The 24,121-nt window shown below is 44.0% G+C and carries 20 protein-coding genes; 11 read left to right on the plus strand and 9 right to left on the minus strand.

All coding sequences use genetic code 11. The features are described 5' to 3' along the window. Positions 1-69 precede the first annotated feature (69 nt). The 4 genes from AC6RV6_RS10345 to AC6RV6_RS10360 are packed head-to-tail and all read right to left on the minus strand — an operon-like array spanning position 70 to position 5,090. Positions 70-1,416 (minus strand): TldD/PmbA family protein, encoded by a 1,347-nt coding sequence (locus AC6RV6_RS10345; RefSeq protein ID WP_500240761.1) that lies wholly within the window; start codon positions 1,414-1,416, stop codon positions 70-72. Next, positions 1,358-2,722: an O-antigen ligase family protein gene (locus AC6RV6_RS10350; protein WP_500240762.1), complete on the minus strand. Its 1,365-nt coding sequence runs from the start codon at positions 2,720-2,722 to the stop codon at positions 1,358-1,360. The genes AC6RV6_RS10345 and AC6RV6_RS10350 overlap by 59 nt, the downstream gene beginning before the upstream one ends. Beyond that, positions 2,719-4,380 (minus strand): PEP-CTERM sorting domain-containing protein, encoded by a 1,662-nt coding sequence (locus tag AC6RV6_RS10355; protein ID WP_500240763.1) that lies wholly within the window; start codon positions 4,378-4,380, stop codon positions 2,719-2,721. Before AC6RV6_RS10355 ends, AC6RV6_RS10350 begins: the two co-directional genes overlap by 4 nt. A 17-nt stretch (positions 4,381-4,397) precedes the next feature. Beyond that, entirely contained in the window at positions 4,398-5,090 is a 693-nt protein-coding gene (locus tag AC6RV6_RS10360; RefSeq protein ID WP_500240764.1) for a hypothetical protein, read from the minus strand. 414 nt (positions 5,091-5,504) lie between these two features. Here AC6RV6_RS10360 and trpE point away from each other — a divergent pair, with 414 nt between their 5' ends. Beyond that, the gene (trpE, locus tag AC6RV6_RS10365; RefSeq protein ID WP_500240809.1) at positions 5,505-7,025 is read left to right on the plus strand and encodes an anthranilate synthase component I; all 1,521 of its coding nucleotides are present in this window, start codon (positions 5,505-5,507) and stop codon (positions 7,023-7,025) included. Between the two features lie 49 nt (positions 7,026-7,074). Here trpE and AC6RV6_RS10370 read toward each other — a convergent pair whose 3' ends face one another. Next, the gene (locus AC6RV6_RS10370) at positions 7,075-8,283 is read right to left on the minus strand and encodes a septal ring lytic transglycosylase RlpA family protein (RefSeq protein WP_500240765.1); all 1,209 of its coding nucleotides are present in this window, start codon (positions 8,281-8,283) and stop codon (positions 7,075-7,077) included. A 194-nt stretch (positions 8,284-8,477) separates the two neighbouring features. On the opposite strand from AC6RV6_RS10370, the gene AC6RV6_RS10375 reads away from it, so the two are divergent. From AC6RV6_RS10375 to AC6RV6_RS10385, 3 genes are all read left to right on the plus strand, one after another. Next, entirely contained in the window at positions 8,478-9,365 is an 888-nt protein-coding gene (locus AC6RV6_RS10375; RefSeq protein WP_500240766.1) for a PhzF family phenazine biosynthesis protein, read from the plus strand. Between the two features lie 232 nt (positions 9,366-9,597). After that, a complete protein-coding gene (locus tag AC6RV6_RS10380; protein WP_500240767.1) occupies positions 9,598-11,058 on the plus strand; it encodes an N-acetylmuramoyl-L-alanine amidase in 1,461 nt (486 codons plus the stop codon). Between the two features lie 41 nt (positions 11,059-11,099). Then, positions 11,100-12,095 (plus strand): YHYH protein, encoded by a 996-nt coding sequence (locus AC6RV6_RS10385; RefSeq protein WP_500240768.1) that lies wholly within the window; start codon positions 11,100-11,102, stop codon positions 12,093-12,095. A gap of 45 nt (positions 12,096-12,140) precedes the next feature. Here the strand turns inward: AC6RV6_RS10385 and AC6RV6_RS10390 are convergent, their stop codons facing one another. Then, on the minus strand, positions 12,141-12,593 hold the full coding sequence (locus AC6RV6_RS10390) for an ATP-binding protein (RefSeq protein ID WP_500240769.1): 453 nt from the start codon (positions 12,591-12,593) through the stop codon (positions 12,141-12,143). Positions 12,594-12,907: 314 nt separating this feature from the next. On the opposite strand from AC6RV6_RS10390, the gene AC6RV6_RS10395 reads away from it, so the two are divergent. Further along, positions 12,908-14,053 carry a PP2C family protein-serine/threonine phosphatase gene (locus AC6RV6_RS10395; RefSeq protein ID WP_500240770.1) on the plus strand — a complete coding sequence of 382 codons (1,146 nt, stop codon included), beginning with the start codon at positions 12,908-12,910 and terminating at the stop codon, positions 14,051-14,053. A 63-nt stretch (positions 14,054-14,116) separates the two neighbouring features. Here the strand turns inward: AC6RV6_RS10395 and AC6RV6_RS10400 are convergent, their stop codons facing one another. Both AC6RV6_RS10400 and ald read right to left on the minus strand, forming a co-directional pair. After that, entirely contained in the window at positions 14,117-14,617 is a 501-nt protein-coding gene (locus AC6RV6_RS10400; RefSeq protein WP_500240771.1) for a C15 family peptidase, read from the minus strand. Between the two features lie 29 nt (positions 14,618-14,646). Then, positions 14,647-15,729, minus strand: a complete 1,083-nt coding sequence (gene ald, locus AC6RV6_RS10405; protein WP_500240772.1) for an alanine dehydrogenase — start codon at positions 15,727-15,729, stop codon at positions 14,647-14,649. 167 nt (positions 15,730-15,896) lie between these two features. Between ald and AC6RV6_RS10410 the strand changes: the two genes are divergently transcribed. The 6 genes from AC6RV6_RS10410 (at position 15,897) to AC6RV6_RS10435 (ending at position 23,622) form a co-directional block, all read left to right on the plus strand. Beyond that, complete coding sequence (locus AC6RV6_RS10410) at positions 15,897-17,585, plus strand: DUF3685 domain-containing protein (RefSeq protein ID WP_500240773.1); 1,689 nt, start codon at positions 15,897-15,899, stop codon at positions 17,583-17,585. Between the two features lie 309 nt (positions 17,586-17,894). After that, positions 17,895-19,664, plus strand: a complete 1,770-nt coding sequence (locus AC6RV6_RS10415) for an ABC transporter substrate-binding protein (protein WP_500240774.1) — start codon at positions 17,895-17,897, stop codon at positions 19,662-19,664. Positions 19,665-19,717: 53 nt separating this feature from the next. Further along, positions 19,718-20,491, plus strand: a complete 774-nt coding sequence (larB, locus tag AC6RV6_RS10420) for a nickel pincer cofactor biosynthesis protein LarB (protein ID WP_500240775.1) — start codon at positions 19,718-19,720, stop codon at positions 20,489-20,491. 47 nt (positions 20,492-20,538) lie between these two features. Beyond that, positions 20,539-20,844, plus strand: a complete 306-nt coding sequence (locus AC6RV6_RS10425) for a hypothetical protein (protein WP_500240776.1) — start codon at positions 20,539-20,541, stop codon at positions 20,842-20,844. A gap of 19 nt (positions 20,845-20,863) precedes the next feature. Next, positions 20,864-21,358, plus strand: coding sequence for a DUF4079 domain-containing protein (locus tag AC6RV6_RS10430; protein ID WP_500240777.1), 495 nt, complete (start codon positions 20,864-20,866; stop codon positions 21,356-21,358). A gap of 53 nt (positions 21,359-21,411) precedes the next feature. Then, on the plus strand, positions 21,412-23,622 hold the full coding sequence (locus AC6RV6_RS10435) for a ComEC/Rec2 family competence protein (protein ID WP_500240778.1): 2,211 nt from the start codon (positions 21,412-21,414) through the stop codon (positions 23,620-23,622). Between the two features lie 33 nt (positions 23,623-23,655). On the opposite strand, the gene AC6RV6_RS10440 is transcribed toward AC6RV6_RS10435, so the two are convergent. Continuing rightward, complete coding sequence (locus AC6RV6_RS10440) at positions 23,656-24,021, minus strand: hypothetical protein (protein WP_500240779.1); 366 nt, start codon at positions 24,019-24,021, stop codon at positions 23,656-23,658. Between the last annotated feature and the right edge of the window lie 100 nt (positions 24,022-24,121).

Consider the following 24,121-nt stretch of genomic DNA (forward strand, 5'->3'; position numbering starts at 1 on the left):
GCGATCGCACGAGATAATATTCTCGATTTCTGCGATCGCTTTTTTGCTCAGAGTCATTGTCAATTGATATCAAATACTATCGGTAACACTGCTAAAATTAAAGGCTTTAACCCGCACCCCCGGAACGACAATTGACCCGCAACGCCGCACAGTTGTTAAGCTATCAATATCGCGCAACATAGCGGGCAAACATTGGTTAAAACGCAAATTTTTGATCGGATGAGAAATCTTGCCATTTTCAATCCAAAATGTGCCATCCCTCGTCATTCCCGTAACTTCCAAAGTGCGAGGATTAACATAACGGACATACCAAGAACGATTGACAAAAATTCCTCGTTCCGTTGTACCGATTAAATCCGCTAAACTGCGATCGCTGCCTGCCATAACAAAAGGAAACAAACTTCCTGTCGGAGATTGCTGTTTTTCTTGCGCCCAATAGCGACTATAAGAAAGAGTTGTAGGGATTCCTCGATCGATAATATCTAAAAGAGAATTTGGCAAGCCATTATTAAAAAAAGTACTGGTTTGTAGGAGAGGGTGCGATGGATCGCGTCTAACTTTTAAAAGGGGACTAAAAAGAGGTTCACCGACGCGATTCCCGATCGCTTGCCCGGTTTCATCCGTGCGAGACATAAACGATCGCCCCTCATCGGCTGCCCTTGCATCCATATTCCAGATCGTCCAAGCCAATAACTCGGCAAAGGCAGAAGGGGCAAAGATTACGGGATAAACACCGGGAGAAATGTCGCGAGGATTTTGCGCTTTTTTAGCGCGTTCGATCGTTGCTTCTGTGGTCGCAATGAGAGGGATATCTGCGATCGCCAAGGCGGTATCATTGCCCCAACTCGAGCCATTTTCCCCTCGGGCAGTCAAACTAAAATCGGCTTCGGTGGTGCGATCGCTTCCCCGCAGTCCCGCAGAATTCCCAATCGCCGCGATCGCAACTTCCGTACTTAAACTCCCGGATCCTTCCATTTGGGCATTGCGAGAAAGGGTGCAAGCGCGATCGACCAATTCTCCTCGTTCTCGAGGGGATAAAGTTGCCGTCCTTTCGTCAAAAGCTGGAGTTCTCCCATCGTAAATTTGAGGAGAAAGCAGAGGCACCCATTCGGGATCTTCCGGGGCAAAACGGGCTAATTCTTCGGAACGGTGCAGGGTTTCTCGCAAGGCTTCGGGACTGGATTCTGTGGTAGAAGAAGAGGCAGTACGCTTACCAAAATAACTGGTAATGTTTAGCTTAAAGTGGTTTTTCGTCACATTTTGCCCGATCTGATTTTCCGAAAAGCGACTGAGTGCAGATTCTCCGGCTTTCAGGCTGACGAAAACGCCGTCGGATTGGGATTGGGCGACGATCGACTCAATCAGAGACATTGCGCGTTCTTCGCTGAATAGGGTAGGAGATAGAGTTACACTCATACGGATTTATGATTGGGGCTTTGAAAAGAATTTTAGCAGGGCGATCGCGCCCTGCTAAACTCCACCACAATAAATAACTATATTGAGCGCAATCAAACCAAGTCAGTGTAAAAATAAGATAGAGGATCGCGATCGCTTCCGCTTTATAGAAAGGCGATCGCCAAGCATTGAAACAATAACAGCCAAATAAAGCAAAATAGCTAAAAAATCCGATAATTCCTAAAGATTGCCAAGTATCCAAGATTAAATTATGAGCCTTGTAGGTGGGAATGGGACGACGGCGAATTTCTCCGGTGGCGAATTCCCCCACAAAACTGACTGCATCGATACTCAGCACTCGCAAGGGTGGCGTTGTCCAGCGATCGCTATAAGGACTTGCTACCCCATGTCCATCATATCCCCAGCCCCACACAGGACGCATTTGAATGCCTCGAATCGCCTGTTCCCACATTCCGACTCGTCCCGACGCAGCTTGATTCATCAGAGAAAGATTATCAATTTGTCGCCATGTCGTCCAACTTCCCATCGCGATCGCACCGATTAAAATCAAAGGAAGCAATTTTTTAATTTTGTCTCCTAATAGGTAAACACTCGACCCCAAGAACGCTAAAATTCCCATGCGGGTTTGCGTAAGAAATAAGGCAATAGTTAGAGGCAATAGTAAAGCGATCGCTTGTCGTTTGGAGAAGGAATGCGATCGCCACAAAAGCAAAATTAAAGTGCTAATAACAGCAAGGACAAAAGCAGCATGACCGCGATGGGAATACAAGCCGATGGGTTGCTGATTGCGGAAAATCGTGCTGATGAGAACATTACTTTGTAATAATTGCCCGGAAGTCCTAGTGTAGTCAATGCGCCAATCAAGAATTTGCGGGAAAATACTGAAGGAAAGAAGTAAGCCGCCAAGAATCAGTCCTCGGCATTGAGCAAGAAAAAGATGAGGGTATACTTGCAAAAGCAAAGCATTACTGAGAGAAAATACCGCGAGAAGTAACCAATAAAGCCAACCGTCTCCCATTTGTTCTTGACCGAGGAAAGAATGCCAAGAAAAGGGACTTTTTAAAGTAGAAATGAGTCCGCAAGTAAGAAAAATGCCCCAAAGACAGAGTTTGATGTACCAAGTACGAGAAAGTCGAGGAGATTTTCCCAAAGTTAAACAAGATTCTAATAAGATAATCAGGTTCGAGAAAGTAATGAAAAGGAGCATTAAAACTTTAGGGAAAGTCCAAATTTCTCCTCGCATTTGACCCCAAGGATTAATCAGAATAATACTGAGCGCAAAGAGAACAGTGTAAAGAGATTTCATCGGTTTTGTTTAATGCCGAACCAACCAAGAATTGTGGAAGCAAATAAGCCTAAAATAATCGCAGGTTCGGGAACGGGTTTAGAGAAAGGACGCATTTTAAAACTGCCTCGATTACTATCAAAAGCGAGTCGAATCGGAAAGGCGGTTTCGGGGGTTGAACCGAAGAGAGAATCAATCCCTGTAATTGTAAAATTGTCAACCCCTTTTCCTAATAAATCGACAAAATTGAGATTGTCACCGGGGCTAAATTCACCCAGAATTGTCCCTTCTACTGCAACAGTGAAGAAGTCATCAGCACCGATGGGAAAATCGACAATTTCGGTGAAAAGAGTATCGTCAAGTACTTGAAATTCAAAACCATAGGGAGTAGGAGGATCGTACCAGCGACAACTAGGAACATTGCGAAAGATTTGCCAGTCGCCGTCGGTTTCGTTGGCGAGGAGGGGGTTATTTTGAGTACGACCGATAGGCGATCGCTTTACAGGATTGCGAATCACTCCACCCCCTCCACTTGTTCCCAATGTCACAATTTCAGGATCGGGAATTTCGCCGGGATCGTAAACTTTGACATAGAGATCGTAATTGCCTCCGTCTTCTCCACGTCCGCCATTAGCAGAAACTTCTAGATCGATCGTTCCATCTGAGGAAACATCACCAATAAATGCAGAAGCAAGACCATCACCTAAAAAGCTACTATCTTCATCCTCGTTGTAGTTATTAAGATCCAATAAATTGGTGTTGGGATTACAGCTATTTTCAGGGCGATCGTTGTCGATCCACGCGAGATATTTTGAGCCAACTCGGAGATTATTGAGTTTGAAAGTATCGGTTTCACCAGCTTCTAGACTGTCAGAGAATTTTTGAGTCGCTCGAGGGAAAACTCTATTTTTCCAGCCCCAAGAAATGCCATCAAAAATTGTTACTGCTTTGGGAATTTGCGGATTGCCAAGATATTCTTCAGTCCATGTTCCTTCTGCTACTTGTAATGCAACTAAATAAAGTTCGGCAGACCAGTCGTGAGATTCATACGGATCGATTCGTAACGGAATATCTTGAAAAAATTGCCCACCCTTTCCAAAAGTTGAAAGACCAGGAATCAGATCGTAAAAAGGATTATTTTGAGTAGTAGGAACATCAATAAGATCTTCAAGGTCTCCATGCTTTTGTGTAACTCTACTATGATTACTTTGTACTCTTTGAACCCAATGAAATATACTTGGATCGGCTAAAGTACCATTAGGCAAAGTATAATTGAATTCGATACGTCCACCTACTCCAATAGTATGCTCAAAGCCCAAGTTAGGATTTATTTCTTTTACGAGACGAGGTTCACATTGAGATATTTCAAAGTGACCTCTCCAAGAATCTGTATAATTTTGGAAATACCACCCTTGACTTTCAGGAAAACTTTGACGTAAAACATCTAAAAAATCAGGGCTTCCTCCAACACTAAGAGTTTGTATTGGGTCAATTTTAACATATCCTTGAACTGGTTGATTGTTATTATTAGCATCGAGTGCTAAATAAGAAGATTGATTAAAATTAGTGGGCGAGCAAGTATTAGTAAAGCTAAATGAACTTGCCAAACTCTTTTGTTTTGTCAAGGGCAATGTAAGAGTTATGATAACGAGAATGTAGAAAATCTTGACTGGTTTCATAATAATCTTCTGCTGATTCAATTAGAAATGATTTGAATGAGTGTAGGTTTTGGATAAACGCTTCCAACCCAGAGATCGTAAGCTAATATCAAGGTGTCGGTTTCTGGGTCGTAGAATTCATAGAGACTGGAATCAAAACGATGAGGAAGATGGGAATAACCTAAGCTGATTTGATAGCGATCGGGCTTAAGATTAGAGTAACTAAACATTCCGCCAAAACCTTCTTCGGCTCGAAGTTTAAGATCCTCATACCACCACATCAATTTAAAATCGATAGAAAAGATAATACTTTCTCCGGGATTGACTGATAGTAAATCAGACAAGGATGGCCCCGTTGAATAATTACGAATTACACCACCCGATATTGTTTTTCCGGCTGAGTTTATCATGTTTAAATGCAGATTATCAAAGCGAGTAAATCGTTGTAGTGTCGAGGAATTGTTAGTGATTTTTAGACTAATCTTGACTAGAGTATAATCATCAGAACCTTCATCAGGAATGGGAAAAATACGCCCTTCGATAATATTCTCAAAGCGAATTCCATCTACTTCTACAGCATTACTTTCCTCTGCTTCTACAATGAGAAAACTAGCTTTTTCATTGGTTCTTGCAAGAGTCAGTAAATCTGAACTGTGAGCAAAATGGCTGAAAATTATGACTCCAGAAAACCCGATCGCTAAAGCTAAGATAATTGACCAAAACTGACGCATTTGTAGAATTCCTTGATGAATGAAATCACCGCCATTGTATTGCGTAGAGATGCCAGAGGGAATATTCCCACTAACAACACAGCACTATATGCGAGACTCCTTCAGAAGAAAGTCTCAATTACTCGATTGTAAAACTCAATTAAAGTAGATGCTTTGCTTCTCGCACGCCAGTTATCTTATTGCCAACCCCGATCGAAGATGAGCGAGAAGAGGTTGTACTCTGAGTACAACCTCTTCTTGAATGCTGGAATCCGTAGATCTGCTGAAAAATATCTCGATCGCTTCAGAAAAATCGCAATCTACCCAATTATGGTGATTGGGTAAGTTAACAAATCCGATCTTGTCAGAATGAGATCGCTTTAATAGGGACAAATCCGCCGATAATAGAAAAGAATGCCCATCTTTCATCGCCCCATGATTTGCCCAGACTTTTCCCAATTTTGCGAACTTGCCAAACAAGGTAACTTTGTCCCCGTCTACCAAGAATGGGTTGCCGACCTCGAAACCCCAGTTTCCGCGTGGTACAAAATCTGTGCAGGACAACCCTATAATATTTTGCTCGAGTCCGTAGAAGGCGGGGAAAATTTGGGACGTTATAGCTGGTTGGGTAGCGATCCGGCATGGATATTGGAAACGAGAGGCGATCGCACCACCCAAACTCACAGAGATGGCACGATTGAGACCTTGATAGGCAATCCCTTCAATATTTTGGCAGAATGTCTCGCTCCCTATCAACCCGTCAATTTACCCCAACTGCCTCCCGGAATCGGCGGTTTATTTGGCTTTTGGGGCTACGAACTCATTCACTGGATCGAACCGCGCGTTCCCATTTACCCCCTACAAGAAAGGGATCTCCCCGATGGGATCTGGCTGCACTTCGATAGTTTAATCGCCTTCGATCAAGTCAAGCGGAAAATTTGGGCGATCGCCTATGCCGATATTCGCGACCCCAACACCGACCTCAGACAGGCCTATCAAGAAGCTTGCGATCGCGTCACTTCCCTTGTTCTCAAACTGAAACTTCCCCTTCCCATCGAAGCAACCCAATTAGAATGGCATCCCCATAGCCACAATAGCGATCCCCTCTACGAAAGCAATACCAGCAAAGAACAATATTGCACCAGTGTCGAAAAAGCGAAAGAATATATTCGGGCGGGAGATATCTTTCAAGTCGTCATTTCCCAACGCCTTTCTTCTGTCTATACGGGGTCTCCCTTCAGTCTTTATCGTTCCTTGCGTCTGGTGAACCCTTCCCCTTATATGGCCTACTTTAACTTTGAGGATTGGCAAATTATCGGTTCGAGTCCCGAAGTGATGGTGAAAGCCGAAAAACTTCCCGATGGGAAAAATCGCGCCACCGTCAGACCGATCGCGGGAACGCGTAAACGAGGAAAAACCTTCGCCGAAGATAAAGCCCTAGAAGAAGATCTCCTCAAAGATCCCAAAGAACGTGCCGAACATGTCATGCTTGTCGATCTCGGGCGCAACGATCTCGGGCGCGTCTGCAAAAACGGTAGCGTTACCGTAGACGAACTGATGATCGTCGAACGCTATTCTCACGTCATGCACATCGTCAGTAATGCGATCGGCGAATTGCGGGACGATAAAACCGTTTGGGACTTACTGCAAGCCACCTTTCCTGCCGGAACCGTCAGTGGTGCCCCCAAAATTCGCGCCATGGAAATCGTCAACGAACTCGAACCGGAACGACGGGGGGTTTATTCGGGGGTTTATGGTTACTATGACTTTACCGGACAACTTAATAGCGCGATCGCCATTCGCACCATGATCGTGCGTCCTCAAGGTAGCGATCGCCATCTCGTTTCCGTCCAAGCTGGGGCGGGTTTAGTCGCCGACTCTGTACCAGAAAACGAATACGAAGAAACCCTCAATAAAGCACGGGGTTTACTCGAAGCCATTCGCTCTTTAGGGTAATCAGGAATGGGTTCGGCGATCGCGCGCGCGATCGCCGACAATCCCCAAATTACAATTCCGTCATAATCACCGCCCGATAAGGAACGACCCCCGAATCTTTACTCTGCAAACAGCGAGCAACCCCGCGAGAAAGATCGAGAGTCCGGGGATGAATATAGGGTCCGCGATCGTTAATGCGGATAATCATGGTTTCTTGATTTTCTAAATTCGTTACCTTCAAATAAGTATTGAACGGTAAAGACGGATGGGCGGCGGTAAAGGCTTCTTGGTCATAGGTTTCGCCATTCGCAGTGAGGCGACCGTGAAAATAAGGACCGTACCAAGAAGCCAGACCGTGAAATTCTCGTGGGGTTTCGGCAACGCGGTACATTTGCTGCTGGGCTTCCACCAATGGCAAAGGTTCTGCATCTAAGGCTTGGCGAATGGCATTGACCCAGTTAATGAGAACCAGTTCTATGTTTTCGTCCTCCTCGAGGAAAAACGAGTCATCCGCCACAAATAATAAGCGATCGCCCATCATCGCAGCAGGATATTCCCCTAAAATTGCGGGTTTAATCAGGTCGGGATCGAAATCGCGATCGGCGAGAACCCCTTCCAACCGCGAGGCAATTAATCTGACCTGTTGCGAGTTGGATAAGGCGATCGTAACTTGTCCGTTAATGAGAATGCGATACTCTTCTCCTGCGAGAGATAAGTCCTCGGGGAGTTGTGGCGTAGGAGAGTACCAAACATTAACCAAATGAGAATGCGAGCGCGGAGATAAGCGTTGAGGAGACATCGGTGGATCGATTTCGACCACGGGAAAAGAACGACTGCGAGCAACTTCGGAGTTCGGCCAGTCAAAAAAACTTTGGATGACCTTGGCCAGTCGTCCCCGCAAATGCAAATTAAAAAACTGAGATTTGGGGCGATCCACATCCGGAACTTCCGGTAATTGCGACCATTGTTCCGTTTTGTTGGACGAGGAGGGACAAAATGCGCGTTCCGAGGCCGGTTCCCAAGCAATTTTTTTACTCGCTAACCGCCAAGGTACTGCGTTTGCCGTCGATTGGTCTCTATTATTTCCAGAACGATATTCTAAGGCACGTCCGAGTACAACTCCTGAAGCTAAAGATGTTTCGGCGCTGGCGATCGCGCTATTTGTCTGGCCGACAATGGCGAAAGCGCGATCGCTTCTGCGGTTGAAAGTAAAGCCAGGCGTTGAGACGAGGACAATCCCCAAAAAGGAGGCGACCCAAGAAGTTTTGAAAGAGAACATGAGCGGTGACTCCTGGTGTTAAGCACTCGGATTCTGAAAGCGACTCTTAGTATACAAAAATTTCGGGATCGGTGCGGAATTAACCGGGGATCCTTACCCCTCATTGTCAAGTTTCCCTAGATGATAAGCCAATTTACTTAGGAAAATGATAAGTTGTAGTGACTTAAATGATTAGAATTTATTAACTCAAAAGCATGTCCGAGGGAATTTTTTACATTGTCGATGTCTTTGCCATCGATCGCTATACGGGGAATCCATTGGCTGTCTTTACCCATGCTGAAGGATTGAGCGATCGCGAGATGCAGGCTCTGGCCAAAGAAATGAATTATTCGGAAACGACATTTATTGTCGGGGAGAAGCAAAACAATAAGGGTTACACCACGCGCATCTTTACCCCCAGTAAGGAACTCCCTTTCGCCGGACATCCGACCCTTGGCACGGCTTATGTTATCCATCAATATTTGAGAGAAGCAACGCGATCGCCGATTAATCTCGATCTCAAAGTCGGGCAAATTCCCGTGACTGTACAGAAAGGAGAAGATGGCGAAGAATTATTTTGGATGCAACAAAATACACCGACATTTCAGCAAGAATTAACCTTGGCGGCCTTAGCAGAAGTGCTTTCCTTAAACTCTGAAGAAATCGATAGTAATTTCCCCATCCGAGAAGTTTCTACAGGATTACCTTTTATTATCGTCCCCTTGAAAAAACATCTTTCTCTCAAACGAGTTAAAGTACAGCGAGAGAAGTATTTTTCCTTAATCGAAAACACGGAAGCCAAGGCAATTTTAGTATTTTGTCCGGAAACAAACTTGCCCGATAACCAATTAAGCGTCCGGGTTTTTGGGGAAGCGTTAGGTATTCCTGAAGATCCGGCAACGGGTAGCGCTAACGGATGTTTGGCGGCATATTTGGCACGATATGATTATTTTGGTACGGGTTCTATCGATATTCGTGTCGAGCAGGGTTATGAAATCAATCGCCCTTCTTTATTATTTTTAAAAGCAACAAAAAAAGATACGGAAATTGAAGTATTAGTAGGAGGAAAAGTGATTGAAATTGCCCGAGGACAGTTAACCTAAACACGAGATTTATTTTGATACTCGATTCATAAACTTGTGCCGCTTTTGAGATTGTCCGGGCAACTTTCTCATCATTGCGCCCGTCTTGAAACAGAGAGCAGAGCCAGCAAAAAGTTTCCGGATCGGGACTGGAATATTGTGAAAGTAATGAATATTTCTCCCAAGCACCGATCGCGAGCTTCGATCGCGCTTTGTCTCAAATTTTTCTCATTGCGATAATCTAGAATATCCCATGAAATCCAATTGGTTTTTCTGGGGAGCGATCGCGGCGGGTACAACGTTAAATTGTGCCTCGGCTGCGGATGCTGCCCAACTTATTTCGTGGCAGTTTGATGCCCGAGAAAACCGCTTAATTTTTAATACCGATGCCGGGGTTCAACCTCGTGCCAAATTCATCGCCAATCCCGATCGCTTGGTTATCGATTTGCCGGGGACGCGGTTGGGACGGGGAACGGTGAATCGCAAGCTGGATGGCGCGATCGCCAGTATTCGGGCGGGACAATTCCAAGCTCATACGGCGCGGTTAGTGGTGGAGTTTGCCGAAGGATACACCATCGATCCCCAGCAGGTGAAGTTTGTGGCGAGAACCCCTCATCAATGGATCGCACAACTTCCCGATCCCATTGCGCGATCGCGTTGGCGTAGCCTTCGCTTTGCGAATAGCGTGTCTTCAGACGTATCGCCTCAAACTATCCGCGAAACGCCAGCCAAGGTGCAGATTACCCGCAATGGGTTATTTCTGCCGCTAAACGGCCAAACGCCCAAAGTTAGGGTCGATCGCAGCCGCGATCGCCGTCAGGTTTACATTCATCTCGATGGGGCAAAACTGCCCTCCTCTCCCACTCAACCCGTGAATCGCTATGGCGTGAGAGATTTAGCGATCGCGCAGGTTACACCAACTATCGTGCGCCTCACTTTAAATGTTTCTCCCGATAGTCCCGATTGGACGGCGGCAGCAAGTTCGACAGGATTAGCGATCGTTCCCGAAGACGGAATGCAGTCGTTACGAGAGGATAGCCCCACCCCGGAAAATAGCTATCCCGTAGTCAGCCAGCCCCTACCCCGCCCCGATGTGAATATTTCTGTTCCCAAACCCCCTTCTACGACCCGTCCTCCTGCGACTCCCGCACCGACCCCCACGCGGAGAACCCCGAATACGCGGGTTTTAGTCACCCTCGATCCCGGCCATGGCGGGCGCGATCCCGGCGCGATCGGGGTGGGGGGACTGCAAGAGAAAAATGTGATTTTGCCTATTTCCAAGGAAGTCGCGCAAATTCTAGAAAAGCACGGCGTTGCAGTGATGCTAACCCGGCGAGACGATCGCTTTATTTCCTTATCGGGACGGGCGGAAATGGCCAACCGAGCGGGTTCTGATATTTTTGTGAGTATCCATGCCAATTCCGCCGGACGTTCTCGGACTCAAGTGAATGGGGCGGAAACTTTTTACTATTCTAGCGGTCGTTCCTTGGCGCAAAATATTCAAAGTCGCATCATTCGGGATACAGGCATGAAAAATCGTGGAGTGAAACAGGCGCGGTTTTACGTCCTTCGCAATACGGCCATGCCCGCCGCACTGGTAGAAGTGGGTTTTGTGACCGGGTATTCCGATGCAGCAAAATTATCGAATCCGCAGTTTCGCAGTCAAATGGCAGAAGCGATCGCCAATGGCATTCTCGACTATATCGGACGGTGAAGCTACATTGAAAATAAGCCGAATAAAAAATTTTCCGAGAGATGAAAAAATATCTGAAAAAATGGCGATTGGGCTTAACCTTCGTCTTGTTAGGCTTATTCTTGACCATGACTTTAACGGGATTGCTGGCCAAAGTTTCTTCCGCCATTCGAGCGCGATCGCACTCCTCTCAAACTCATTCCCATCACGATAAAGCTGTCAATATCAAAATTGTAGGAAACTACCGCATTCTCGAATCGGATGGCATTCCTAACCACACAACCGGTCAATTTCCCAATCCGGGCAATCCGAATGCCATTTCCGCCCAAAATTACACCTTTCGCATTCCTCTCAATCCCGCTCGCAGCGATCGCACGATTTCCGGAAGAGGGATGTTTTTTGGGGTTGCGGTTAATGGCATTCCTTTTGAACCCGGTACGGCTGAATATTGGACCGCTTCAGGACGCAGAACCGGCGGAAGAGAAGCGAGAAATGCAGTCTGGAATTATGAGGCACTCTCGGGCAAAATTAACCTCGGGCTGGATCGCAATAATGCTCATGTTCAACCCGGCGGCGTTTATCATTATCACGGTTCGCCTCAAGGTCTGATTGATAGTTTGGGTAATCGCCAGAAAATTCAGCTTATCGGTTATGCGGCAGATGGATTTCCGATTTATGGTGCTGAGGGTTATCAAAATACTCGAGAGCCTCGAAGCGGGATCGGGAAAATGCGATCGAGTTACCGTTTAAAATCGGGAACGCGATCGGGAGGTCCGGGAGGTACTTACGATGGAACTTTTACCCAAGATTACGAATATATTGCAGGATTGGGGGATTTAGATGAATGTAACGGACGATTTGGCATAACACCCGAGTATCGGGAGGGAATTTATCACTATCACATCACTGAAGAATTTCCTTTTATTTCTCGCTGTTTTCGCGGGATTCCCGATAATAGTTTCCGGAAAGGACCTCCCGGAAGGCGCGGGAATGGCGATCGGCAACGACCCGATCGCCCTTTTCCTCGCAGAAGGCCGGGTTCTCCACCCCCTCGATAATCATTTCCGGTGGCGATCGCGGTAATAAGAGTGTTTAAGGATAATTTATCCTCGCTCTCCTTCTTCCTCTCCCTGCACGAGGTATTTGACCATGAGCAAACAATTGCGCCCATCGTCCGAGCGTTTGGAGATGGCTAAATCCATACCCTGATAGATAATAATCAAACCTCGTCCGCCCCCCGCAAGGCCGTCTCCATCCTCAATCCTCTGCAAAGCCGCACGGAGGCGAGCTTCAAAATCGAAAGGGATGCCAAAATCCCAGATTCTTAACTCCAACCGATGGGGAGAAAGCGTCACCTCCAAATCAATCGGGGTATCATGGGGAAATCCCTGATGAGCATGGCGCACGACATTCGTAAATGCTTCGATTAAGGCGAGTTTGCATCGAATCCGCTCGGTTTCAAGAACAGAAGCACAACTATGGTCAAACCAGGCTTGAACTTGGTGGGATTCCTTTAAATCGGTAGGAACTCGGAGAGAAAATTTTTGTTTGTCCAACAGCTTATCGTCCTCTGCGATCGCACTCAACACCCTTGAGAATCAATATAAATGATGAGAATTTTGCTAAAATTATTGAGAGTTCTTTATTTCTGTTGCCAATAGAAAAAGAAAAGTCAGAAATTCCCACAAAATTTTAACGTCTGGAGTATCAATTCTCCAATATTATAGAATTTGTTGATTAGGTTAGCCTACAGATCAGACTGAATTTTGACTTGGCTCGATGAATTGTTAACACTCCTACAATCGGGAGAACGATTCATTCAAGTTGTTTTTAGTTAATACGACCCGATATCCGCACGATCGCACCCGCTATGGCTCTAATTTTAATCGTTGACGACGACCCTGCGATTCAACTGTTGCTCAAGCGTACTTTGACTCATCGAGGTTATGAGGTGTTAGTAGCCAGTGATGGTATGGAAGGATTGATGATGGCGAAAGATCTCGCTCCAGCATTGGTGATTTGCGATTGGGTCATGCCGCGCATGAATGGGATTGAGGTTTGCGCGCACATCAAAGCGACGCCAGAACTTTCGACAACGTTTTTTATTTTGCTCACCTCCAAAGGCTCGGTAGAAGATCGCGTCGAGGGTTTGGATGCGGGAGCCGATGATTTTTTGTGCAAGCCGATTGAGATGTTCGAGTTACAGGCAAGGGTGCGATCGGGTTTGCGATTGCATCAACTCAGTAGTGATTTACAAAAGCAAAAACAAATCTTGGAAACAGAATTGACGGAAGCGGCTGAATATGTCTGTTCTATTTTACCCGAACCTCTCAAGGACTCGAAAATCGCGATCGATGTACGTTTTATCCCTTCGAGTCAGCTAGGAGGTGATAGTTTTGATTTTTATTGGCTGGATGACGAACATTTGGTGATGTATTTACTAGATGTGTCCGGTCATGGTTTGCGAGCGGCTTTGCCTTCAGTTTCGGTGATTAATTTATTGCGCTCCAAAAGACTATTGCAAGTGGATTATTGCCAGCCCAGCGATGTTCTCCGAGGGTTAAATGACACGTTTCAAATGACTCAGCGCAATGATAAATATTTTACGATTTGGTATGGTGTCTATAATAAAAAAACACGACAATTAGTGTATTCCAGTGCCGGACATCCTCCTGCTATTTTACTGTCTCCTGATTTGAATGGCAATGGGCAAATGCAGGTTGAATCGTTAAAAGCTCCCGGTTTTCCCATTGGAATGTTTCCCGATGCAGATTATGAAGAACACAGTTGCAAGATTGATACGGCTGCTAATTTATATTTGTTTAGCGATGGAATTTACGAACTCGATCTTCCCAATGGAGGCATGTGGGGATTAGATGAGTTTATTGAAGAATTGAAGCAATATTCTCAAAAGAGCGATCGCCATCTGGATCGGATTATCGAGCGGGTGAAAGAAATTAATATTAGCGATCGCTTTGATGACGATCTCTCTCTGGTTGAGGTGCGCTTTGATTAAAAATATTGTCGGTTTTTAATTCTGCGATCGCTCTCAAAAAAATTGCTTAATATGAGGGTGAAATTATACCAGAGATAACAGCGTTTGAAAATCCTCAAGGATTTCCGCTTCATTGTCTCGCGTTAAAATGGGAACGTGGACGAATAAACAATGACTAGAAGATTGCGATCGCTGCAAATAATGGAGAATCTCAAAATACAATCCTTCGCAAACAAATTGTCCGGCATCGTGACTAATTTCTGTCGTTTTAAGTTGAGAGACTAACGGAGGCAAAGCGATCGCGGTTTTGAAGCATTCTTTACCGCGACGGGCATTGGATTCTAGGGTAAGATTGGTGCGAGATTCTGCCATGCCGCAACAAATAACGCGATCGCAAGGAACTTTTTCTAAGCAGGCGATCGCTTCTCGACTCGCTTTTTCTATCTCGACAGGTAAATCTCGCAGGAAAAATAACTCTAAATTGGCAAAAATTTCCCCTTGAATTCTGGCCAGTAATTCGTCAGAAGAATTAGACTTTTGATGGGGCATCCATGTTTGAAATGAAGTTAAAAGAATCTTTTTCATTCTGAAGCCTAGATTACTGTTTGTTGAAATTACAAATCGGGAAAAACTTCACGCACGGCAGGATAAACAAGCTGATGATGTTTAATATTCACCCCCAAAGCAAGGGCTGAGTCCATTGATACGGCTTCTAAACCATGATTCGCCAATTTAATTGTATAGGGCAGCGTACTATTATTTAAGGCTTGAGTTGCCGTCCAAGGCACTGCACCGGGCATATTAGGAATGCCGACATGAACGACTCCTTCCTCAATATAAGTGGGATTGCTGTGAGAAGTTGGGCGCAGGGTTTCGATACACCCTCCTTGATCGACCGCCACATCAACGATAACCGACCCCGATCGCATCTGAGCCACTAAAGCGCGAGAAACCAAGGTTGGTGGGCGTTTTCCTACCACCAACACCGCCCCGATGAGCAAATCCGCATCTTTGACGGCGGCTTCAATTTGCGCGGGACTGCTGTAAAGTAACTCCACTCGCGAACCGAACAAAGTCTCTAGCTCATTTAAGCGTTCAACATTAATATCGATAATCCGGACTTGCGCCCCCAAACCCACGGCCATTTTTGCGGCTTCCGTCCCCACGACCCCGCCACCGAGAATCGTCACTCGCCCCGATCGCACTCCCGGAATGCCCCCTAAAAGAACCCCTCGCCCCCCTTGTTGTTTCTCGAGGTAGCGGGAGCCAAATTGTGTTGCCAACCGCCCGGCAATGACGCTCATGGGGGCAAGGAGGGGCAATTTACCATCGGGCAGTTCTACGGTTTCGTAAGCAATGCCGACAACTCCCGATTTCATTAAAGCTTCTGTGAGTTGGCGATCGGCGGCTAAATGGAGATAAGTAAATAAAATTTGGTCTTTTTGTAAGAACTGATATTCTGAAGGGAGGGGTTCTTTCACTTTAACCACCATTGCTTGATTCCATGCTTCCTCTGCTGTGAAAACGATCGCCGCGCCGGCATTTTCGTAATCGCGATCGCTAAAACCCGAGCCTTGTCCTGCTTGGGTTTCCACAAAAACCCGGTGATTTTGTCCGCATAAAACCCCCACGCTACTCGGACTCAACCCAACGCGGAATTCTTGGTCTTTAATTTCTTTGGGAATCCCAATATCCATAATTCTGCTCCGGCTCTGTCCTGATGGTTGACAAATGCACCCATAATGGGAAAGTGACTGTCCTTTATATTATTCCCCGGAATAGCAAATGAATTGAAGAGAATCTTGCGGAATCTCTCAGTCATCATTGATAATTGATAATTGATAATTGATAATTGATCGTGGAAATGAGCGATACAGCTTTGCAGCGCTTACCCGAACGCTCCCTTCAACTCTTCCTGATAGACGACGATCCAATCTTTTCCTTGGGTCTCGCGACTGCTTTGGCTGTATTTGAGGATTTTCAGATTTGCGATCGCGTTGATACCGCGAGGGCTTTGGCTGCATTAGCGACCTTAAACGAACGAGAAAATTTAATCGCGATCGCCGATATTCCCGCTCCGGATCGAGAAATCGATCCTTTACAATTTTTTCAGCAACTTAAAGAAAATTATCCCGATCTTCGCGTTTTTCTCTTAAGTGCAGTTGTTGAACCGCGTCTCTTAAAATCCTTACAAGCTCTCGGGATTGCAGGGTATCGACCCAAAGGAACGAGTCGCGAAGAATTAGCGCCCATTTTGCGACAAATTGTCACCGGGAATACAGCTTGGCCGACACAAACTACCAAGATTTTACAACCTCTCAATTTACAATTATCCGTTCCCGAATCTCCCCCGCAATGGCTTTTTAATTTACGGCGATCGGGACTCTCTCAAATTGAAGTCAGTTTGGCTAAAATCAAGCAACAATTAGAACAGAAAAATTTACCGACCTTTGATTGGTTTTATTGGCAAGGTCGTCAACGAGAACTCAAAGTTGCGCGATCGCTTGTAGATCGCCTGCTTCCCGTAGAGGTGGTTATTGTCCCTCCCATCGAGAAAGAACCTACTCAAAATCCCCCTTCTATTCCGCCGACCTCGAGTGAATTGGTAGCTCTTCCTTCTCCGATCGAGGCACTTTTAGGAAAGATTCGCTTAGGGGTTAGCAACAAAACAAAACTAACCTTAGAATTAGATATATTACAACTAGATAAACGACAGGAATTACTTTATATCACTGTTCGACAATTACAAGACGTATTAGAAGAGTTACGCTTTCTGAAAGTGACTCGCGAGGAACTCTCCTCGAGAATCGATCTCTTTTTGCGAGAAATATGGCAAAAAACAACGATTGAATTTTTGCATAAATATTATTCAGAAACCAAAGAAAATCTCTCTCTTGTAGATTTGGTGGGGCAAAATTCTGCCGCGATCGCAGAAAACCAACTGCAACAGATTCCCTTTATTTTTGAACTTTTAGATTACTTCCTTTACGAAGGAGCGATCGCGATCGATAATGTCACCTATCGTCACGAGTCCCCGGAAGCAAAAGCGAGAATTACTGACTTGTTAGATAATCTGGCAATTTACATTGCTAGAAGTACAATGCAATTCCTCTTAAATCAATTTGCCGAAGATGAGACCATTAAATATAATCTCTACGATCGCAATTTCATCTCCTCGCGAGAAATTGCCCGCTTGCGAAACGAACTCTCTTGGCAATTTCGTCAGAATCGCTATTTTCTCGAACCGAAAGCCATTTTTGAGAGTCGCTATCGCTTATTTGTTCTCACAGGCAGTCAAATTCAAATTAAATCTATTTCTGCCCCGCGTTTGACAGATTTAGAAGCCTTGCGAGGGATTCCTTTTCTCGTTACCCTCGCCCTAGAAACTCGAGATGCTTTTGCCCCTAGAGTTCGGGCAGTTGTTGCCTTTTTAGGAAGAGGTGTTGTCTATGTTTTAACACAAGTGATTGGGAAAGCGATCGGTTTAATCGGTCAAGGAATTATTCAAGGTCTCGGTAATGTCATGCAAGAAACTCGTTACCGAAAGAAGTAAACTACATTGAAGATAGACAATTTTATATCTATGAAAATTGTATTTATGCAAGCAAACTTTATACCTTTTATGAAAAAGCAAATCGCGATCGTGTTATTATCGATTTTTATTGCCAGTATTTTGAGCAATAGTACATCGGCACAACCCAATGGAACTCGAAAAGTTTTGTCGGTTATAAACTGAAGCGATCGCTCCTTCCCTAAGATACAGATTTATTGCCATAATAGCGATCGTCTTACCTCTAAAATAAAAGATGCAGCGATCGCGTCGGGAAGCGATCGTTTTGACCTACACCCCCAATAAACCATCATGCGCTTGAGTCGGCTTTGGAAAATAGGATTATTTGTTATTGTTACAGTTGTTGCGATCGCTTTATTCGGTCGTAGCGTTTTAATCCGCAACAGCAATGCGAAAACTGTTTCACAATTGGTTTTCGTCAGCCCTAGCAATCCTTCTACATTTAATTACCCTCTCAATCAATCTGCCTTCAATATTTTTGGCTTGATTAACGAAGGCTTGCTAACGCAAAATGGCATAACAACAGAATTAGAACCGGCTTTAGCAGAATCTTGGCAAATTTCCGAAGATAAACGCAAAATTATTTTTACCTTGCGAGAAGGACTACGATGGTCGGATGGTGTTCCTCTCACCGCCGATGATGTAGTATTTTCTTACCAAGATATTTATTTAAACCCAAAAGTCCCGACAGGAATTCGAGATATTCTTAGAGTTGGCGACGGCTACCCTTCCGTTCATAAAATTGACGATCTTCATGTTGAATTTACCGTTCCCAAACCTTTTGCCCCTTTTTTGCGTTATGCTGGCGGTATTTATATTCTCCCCAAGCATGCTTTAGAAAAAGCAGTAGAAGAGACCGACGAAAAAGGCGATTTAGTTTTGTTAACTACATGGGGAACCGACACAGATCCTCGGGAAATTGTTGGGGCTGGCCATTATCGCATGATTGATTATATCCCCGGTCAGCGCATTATTTTTGAGCGCAATCCGTATTATTGGCGCAAAGATAAAAGCGGGATTTCTCAACCTTATGTGGAAAAAATTGTCTGGCAAATTATTGAATCTGATGAAACTCAATCAATTGCCTTTCGTTCGGGAGAATTAGATAGTTTGGATGTCAAACCCGAGGTATTTAGCTTACTTAAAAAAGAAGAAAAGAAAGGTAAATATACAATTTATAATGGTGGTCCGGCTTCAGAAAGTCGCTTCTTTAGTTTGAATTTATCCAAGGCCAAAAATTCAAAAGGAGAACCTTTTGTCGATCCCATTAAATCTAAATGGTTCACCGATCTACGCTTTCGTCAAGCAATGGCCTATGGGATCGATCGCGATCGCATGAAAAATAATATTTATCGAGGATTAGGAGTGGTTCAACACTCTCCGATTAGCGTATCGAGTCCTTACTATTTCTCTCCAGAAAAAGGATTGAAAACCTATGATTACGATCCTCAAAAAGCCAAAGAATTACTCCAAGAAGCAGGATTTCAATACGATCGGGAAGGACAATTACTTGATGCTGACGATAATCCCGTCAGCTTTAACTTATTAGTCAAATCAGAAGAAAAGACCCGTGTTGATGCTGCCGTCCAAATTCAACAAGATTTAAAAGCGATCGGCATCCAAGCCGATTTACAAGTTCTCAATTTTAATACAGTTTTAAAACATTTGAGAAGTCGAGATTGGGAGGCTTATGTCGGTGGTTTTGGTGGCGGCGGCATTGAACCTAATAGCAGTTTTAATATTTGGTATAGTGGCGGCACTTTACATCAATTCAATCAAGGTCAATATCCCGGAGAAGAGCCAATTCAAGATTGGGAAGCTACAGAGTGGGAAAAAGAGATCGATCGCCTCTTTGAAGCAGGTGCAGGAGAGTTAGATGAAGAAAAGCGGAAAGAGATTTACGGCCAATTTCAAAAAGTGGTTGCAAAAAAAGTTCCCTTTTTATACTTGGTGAATGCTCTCTCCTTAGAAGCCGTCCGCGATCGTATTCAAAATATCAAGTTTACTGCCTTTGGGGGCGCATTTTGGAATCTATATGAACTTCAAGTTGAAGAAGACTAAATATCTTACTGACAAACATCATTCTGGAAATTCCTTTCGATAATCTGTAAAAAATGGAAACATTGCAAACAATATTAGAAGCAGTTTCAGCCGGATATATCACCCCAGAAATTGCCCGCCAAAAAATCCAAGAAACGGGTTATCAATCCGTTGCAGAATATGCGAAAGTAGACCATCAGCGTCAAGATCGAACGGGATTTCCAGAAGTCATCTGGGGACAAGATAAAACCGCCGAACAAATTGCTCGTATTATAGAAGCGATGAGCAAGCATCAATCGGTTATTATGGCAACTCGTATTGAGGCGGAAATTTATGCAGAAATCAAACCTATTATTCCCGATCTCCGCTATTATCCCATTGCCAAAATTTGTGCTTTAGGAAAGCCAAAACCGCAAGAAATCTTTGGAGAAATAACCATTTTAACAGCAGGAACATCGGATTTACCAGTTGCAGAAGAAGCTGCAATCACTGGTGAATTGATGGGGTTTCCCGTGCAACGTCTTTGGGATGTAGGTGTATCGGGAGTTCATCGTCTTTTAAACAACCGTCATATGATTGATGAGGCTGATGTTTTAATTGTCGTTGCGGGAATGGAAGGTGCATTACCCAGTGTTGTAGGAGGTTTGGCAAATTGTCCCGTAATTGGCGTTCCCACCAGTATTGGTTATGGTGCTAGTTTCGGCGGTCTTTCTGCTTTATTAGCCATGTTAAACTCTTGTGCGGCAGGTTTGGGGGTTATGAATATTGATAATGGGTTTGGTGCCGCTATTTTAGCCGGACAAATTTTACGGACGGCGGCCAAAATCGCAGCAAAATCTAAGTTATAATCAAAAGGCTGACCTAGATTGAATAAGACCCGTGCAAAATTCTGAAAATGTCTTACAGTGAATTTACTTTTCTAGAATTAGAAGAAAAATTTGAGCTTTCTATTGGTGAAAGTGAGATTCTGTTTGAATCTATAGAAATTGTAGAACCCAGTAATTTACTCAGAGAAATTTTATTAGAGAATATTCCTCTCGCCCTTGAAATCAGTACAGAAAAAGCACGATCGGAATTAATTATTGCTCCGATTTTAGTCGAAGTTCGTAAGTTATTCGATCGCGAGGCGATCGCTAAATATTTTTCAATTTCTTTCTCAAGTTTCTTCCTCAATGTCCCATTATCTTTTAGAATGATTTAAGATTTCAGAAAGGAGTTCTATGATAGAAACTGTAAGAAGCATTTTGCTTCCTTATTTAAAGTCGATCGCAACATGGTTTAGTCCCTTTAACTTACCCGAACCAATTATCCATTGGGGACACCCATTAATGATGGGAATTGTAATTTTTGTATTAGGCAGTTTTACCGCTTGGGTAGGTTGGCAAGGACGCATTTCCCAAGATACAGAAACCTCTATCAAAAATCGGCGATCGCACCGCAAACTTGCTCCGTGGTTATTCCTATTTATTTCCTTGGGTTACACAGGAGGCGTGCTATCTTTGGTTATGCAAGAACAATCCATTTTTGAGAGTCCCCACTTCTGGACGGGTTCTACTGTTGTCTTTTTATTGGCATTAAATGGGTTTATTTCTGCAACTAAATTTGGCGGTAACAAAGAAGCATTAAAAACTACTCATGCGTACTTGGGAAGTTTTGCATTATTACTCATGTTTATTCATGCCTTCCTCGGCCTGAATTTGGGTCTTTCAATTTAATTCTTGAGGTGGGCATTGCCTACCCTACGAGATAAAATAAGCAAGCTAAATTTATGAACCGTCAGGGCTGGGTAATTCTTTGTATTGCCTATATTTTGGGTTTATCATCTACAGGAATATTAGGTTCTCCTTGGAAAGGAGTGACCTTTATACAAGGGTGGGGATTGGCGATCGCCTGGATTGTTTTTGGTGGAATTGTGGGCGCGATCGCCCGTCGTTTTTGGCGTAGAGTTCCCCGAATTCCTATTTGGATCGCCGCCGGAATTGTGGCTGCATTGGCGATCGTCCATTTCCAATTGCGCCTGCCTCAACCTGCTGATAATGATATTAGTTTATTGCTGGCCAATACGCGAGGAGAAATTACCGTAACGGGACAAATTCGCGATCGCCCCCGCTTCAACCGCGCTCAAAAATTACGCTTTATTTTAGCCGTCCAAAAAGTTAATGAAAATACCGATATTAGCGGTAAATTATACGCCACAATTCCTCCACAGCAAAACTTAGAATTAGTTCCCCAACAAACCATTACGATTAAAGGCAGATTATACGAACCCCAAAAAGCAAAGAATCCCGGTGGCTTTGATTTTAAAGCATATCTTGCCCCCCAAGGAGTCTTTGCGGGATTGTCGGGAGAATTAGTGGCTGTTTCTCCAGAATCATCTTGGGGATGGTGGAAACTGAGAAAACGTATTATTCGCATTCATAGTCAAGGATTATCAGAACCCTTTGGATCCCTTGTAAGTTCAATGGTTATGGGACGCAGGGCGATCGATTTACCCTTTGATATTCAAGATTTGTTTATTCAAGCCGGATTAGCGCATATTTTAGCGGCTTCAGGGTTTCATGTTTCCTTATTATTGGGGGGAGTTTTAGCACTGACGCGAACATTAGAAGACAAGTATCGCCTTGCGATCGGAGTTGTAATTCTCTTTGCATATATGGGATTGACTGGACTGCAACCTTCTATTTTACGGGCTGTTTTAATGGGAATTGCCGTCTTGTTTGCCATGACAATAGAAAGTAAAGTTAAACCTTTAGGGGTATTACTTTTAGTCGCAACAGTTCTTCTCTTATTTAATCCGCTTTGGATCTGGAATTTGAGCTTTCAACTCAGTTTTGTTGCGACTCTAGGATTAGTGGTTAGCGTACCGGTAATCACACAACATTTGGATTATTTACCACCTACGATCGCGACAATTATTGCCATACCTGTTGCAGCGACAATTTGGACATTGCCCATTGCTTCCTACTATTTTAGTTTTCTAGCAACTTATGGCATTTTAGTCAATATTCTCACGATTCATCTCGGTTCTCTGATTATTTTAGGCGGGATGGTGAGTGCGGGAGTCGGATTAATTTTTCCCTTGGGAGGAAGTGCGATCGCATCACTACTATTCTACCCAACTTTATTTCTAGTTAATATCGTCCGTTTTTTCGTCAATTTACCTTACAGTTCCCAAGCAGCAGGAAATTTTAACATCCTACAAATTTTAGCAATCTATGCAATTATTTTAAGTGTTTCTTGGTGGAAACCTTTACAGCAAAAGAAAAGATGGTTGGGAATGGGATTCCTTGCGATTTTAATCGCGATCGCACCTCTTTTATACGCCAATGCAACTTTAATGCGCGTAACCGTCCTTTCCACCGGACAAGAACAGGTTATCGTCATTCAAGATCGCGGTAAAATTACCCTCATTGATGCCGGAGATACTGATACGGCAAACTATACCGTTTTACCCTTTTTAGCACGCGAAGGAATCAATCGCATCGACTTGGCAGTATCGCTGAAAAATTACCGAGAACCGGGCTGGAAATCCATTTTTGACAATTTAGTTGTCAAAACCTTTTTACATGCCATCCCGACCTTTGAAGCAGGAAATGAGGAAGTGTTAGCAAGGCGCTTATATCCTTTTGAAGTCGGGCAGAAAGCAACAGTAGGTCGCGCCAAAATTGTCAGATTGCATGATGCGATCGCGCAGTTACAATTTGGCGATCGCAATTGGTTGTTATTGTATGCCCCTGATGAGAACATTTTACCCACGGATTTATCGGCGCAAGTGTTATTATTTGCAGGCAATTCAGTTCATGAAAATGTATTGAGGGCATTTGGGGGAGATGTGGCGATCGCGTCTACTTCTTATGTCTCAAAAGAAACCTTTCAAACATTGCGGCAAAAACAAGTTTATATTTACATCACAGGACGACATGGGGCGGTACAATGGACTCAGAAGCAAGGATTTACGACAATGTTAGACTTTGAATGAATGCGATCGAGAATCGAGAAGTTGACGTTAGAATTACCAGCCAATTTTATAGTGAATAATCTCTAAATCTCCATGATATTTTGTGCCAATTAAAGTTTTTACATTAGCATCAGGAGACGCTACCATTTTTGCAATGCTAATTATAGTACCATTTTGATATTGAATCGTGACTGGAACACAACCCCCATTTTTGATTGCCTTTTTATAAGTTATCTGATGTACTTTTTTTCCGATCGCCGGATTATCCAACCATTTTAACGCTTGTTTTAATGCAGGATCTGCAAAGGCAGCTTTTTTAACATTAAAAGCGATTTGATGGAAGGGATCGACATCAAGATAAACATATTGTTTTTCATTAATTGGGTTGCCCGTCGCACCTGTTAACTTTTTAGGAGGCATACTCTCTACCTTTCGTCAGCATATCGAAATTCTAAACAATAATAATCTAACAATAGTAGCTCTGTCTATCAATCTATATAAAGGGATGTAATCTTATTTC

It is taken from the genome of Spirulina sp. LEGE 11439 (assembly GCF_059821285.1).

Excerpts from the sequence above, each read along its gene's own strand:
- AC6RV6_RS10355 (WP_500240763.1), bottom strand. The coding sequence starts at position 4,380 with ATGAAACCAGTCAAGATTTTCTACATTCTCGTTATCATAACTCTTACA.
- AC6RV6_RS10410 (WP_500240773.1), top strand. The coding sequence starts at position 15,897 with ATGAGCGATACAGCTTTGCAGCGCTTACCCGAACGCTCCCTTCAACTC.
- ald (WP_500240772.1), bottom strand. The coding sequence starts at position 15,729 with ATGGATATTGGGATTCCCAAAGAAATTAAAGACCAAGAATTCCGCGTT.
- AC6RV6_RS10435 (WP_500240778.1), top strand. The coding sequence starts at position 21,412 with ATGAACCGTCAGGGCTGGGTAATTCTTTGTATTGCCTATATTTTGGGT.
- AC6RV6_RS10415 (WP_500240774.1), top strand. The coding sequence starts at position 17,895 with ATGCGCTTGAGTCGGCTTTGGAAAATAGGATTATTTGTTATTGTTACA.
- AC6RV6_RS10370 (WP_500240765.1), bottom strand. The coding sequence starts at position 8,283 with ATGTTCTCTTTCAAAACTTCTTGGGTCGCCTCCTTTTTGGGGATTGTC.
- AC6RV6_RS10400 (WP_500240771.1), bottom strand. The coding sequence starts at position 14,617 with ATGAAAAAGATTCTTTTAACTTCATTTCAAACATGGATGCCCCATCAA.
- AC6RV6_RS10350 (WP_500240762.1), bottom strand. The coding sequence starts at position 2,722 with ATGAAATCTCTTTACACTGTTCTCTTTGCGCTCAGTATTATTCTGATT.
- AC6RV6_RS10395 (WP_500240770.1), top strand. The coding sequence starts at position 12,908 with ATGGCTCTAATTTTAATCGTTGACGACGACCCTGCGATTCAACTGTTG.
- AC6RV6_RS10360 (WP_500240764.1), bottom strand. The coding sequence starts at position 5,090 with ATGCGTCAGTTTTGGTCAATTATCTTAGCTTTAGCGATCGGGTTTTCT.
- trpE (WP_500240809.1), top strand. The coding sequence starts at position 5,505 with ATGATTTGCCCAGACTTTTCCCAATTTTGCGAACTTGCCAAACAAGGT.
- AC6RV6_RS10430 (WP_500240777.1), top strand. The coding sequence starts at position 20,864 with ATGATAGAAACTGTAAGAAGCATTTTGCTTCCTTATTTAAAGTCGATC.
- AC6RV6_RS10440 (WP_500240779.1), bottom strand. The coding sequence starts at position 24,021 with ATGCCTCCTAAAAAGTTAACAGGTGCGACGGGCAACCCAATTAATGAA.
- AC6RV6_RS10380 (WP_500240767.1), top strand. The coding sequence starts at position 9,598 with ATGAAATCCAATTGGTTTTTCTGGGGAGCGATCGCGGCGGGTACAACG.
- AC6RV6_RS10345 (WP_500240761.1), bottom strand. The coding sequence starts at position 1,416 with ATGAGTGTAACTCTATCTCCTACCCTATTCAGCGAAGAACGCGCAATG.
- AC6RV6_RS10385 (WP_500240768.1), top strand. The coding sequence starts at position 11,100 with ATGAAAAAATATCTGAAAAAATGGCGATTGGGCTTAACCTTCGTCTTG.
- AC6RV6_RS10425 (WP_500240776.1), top strand. The coding sequence starts at position 20,539 with ATGTCTTACAGTGAATTTACTTTTCTAGAATTAGAAGAAAAATTTGAG.
- larB (WP_500240775.1), top strand. The coding sequence starts at position 19,718 with ATGGAAACATTGCAAACAATATTAGAAGCAGTTTCAGCCGGATATATC.
- AC6RV6_RS10375 (WP_500240766.1), top strand. The coding sequence starts at position 8,478 with ATGTCCGAGGGAATTTTTTACATTGTCGATGTCTTTGCCATCGATCGC.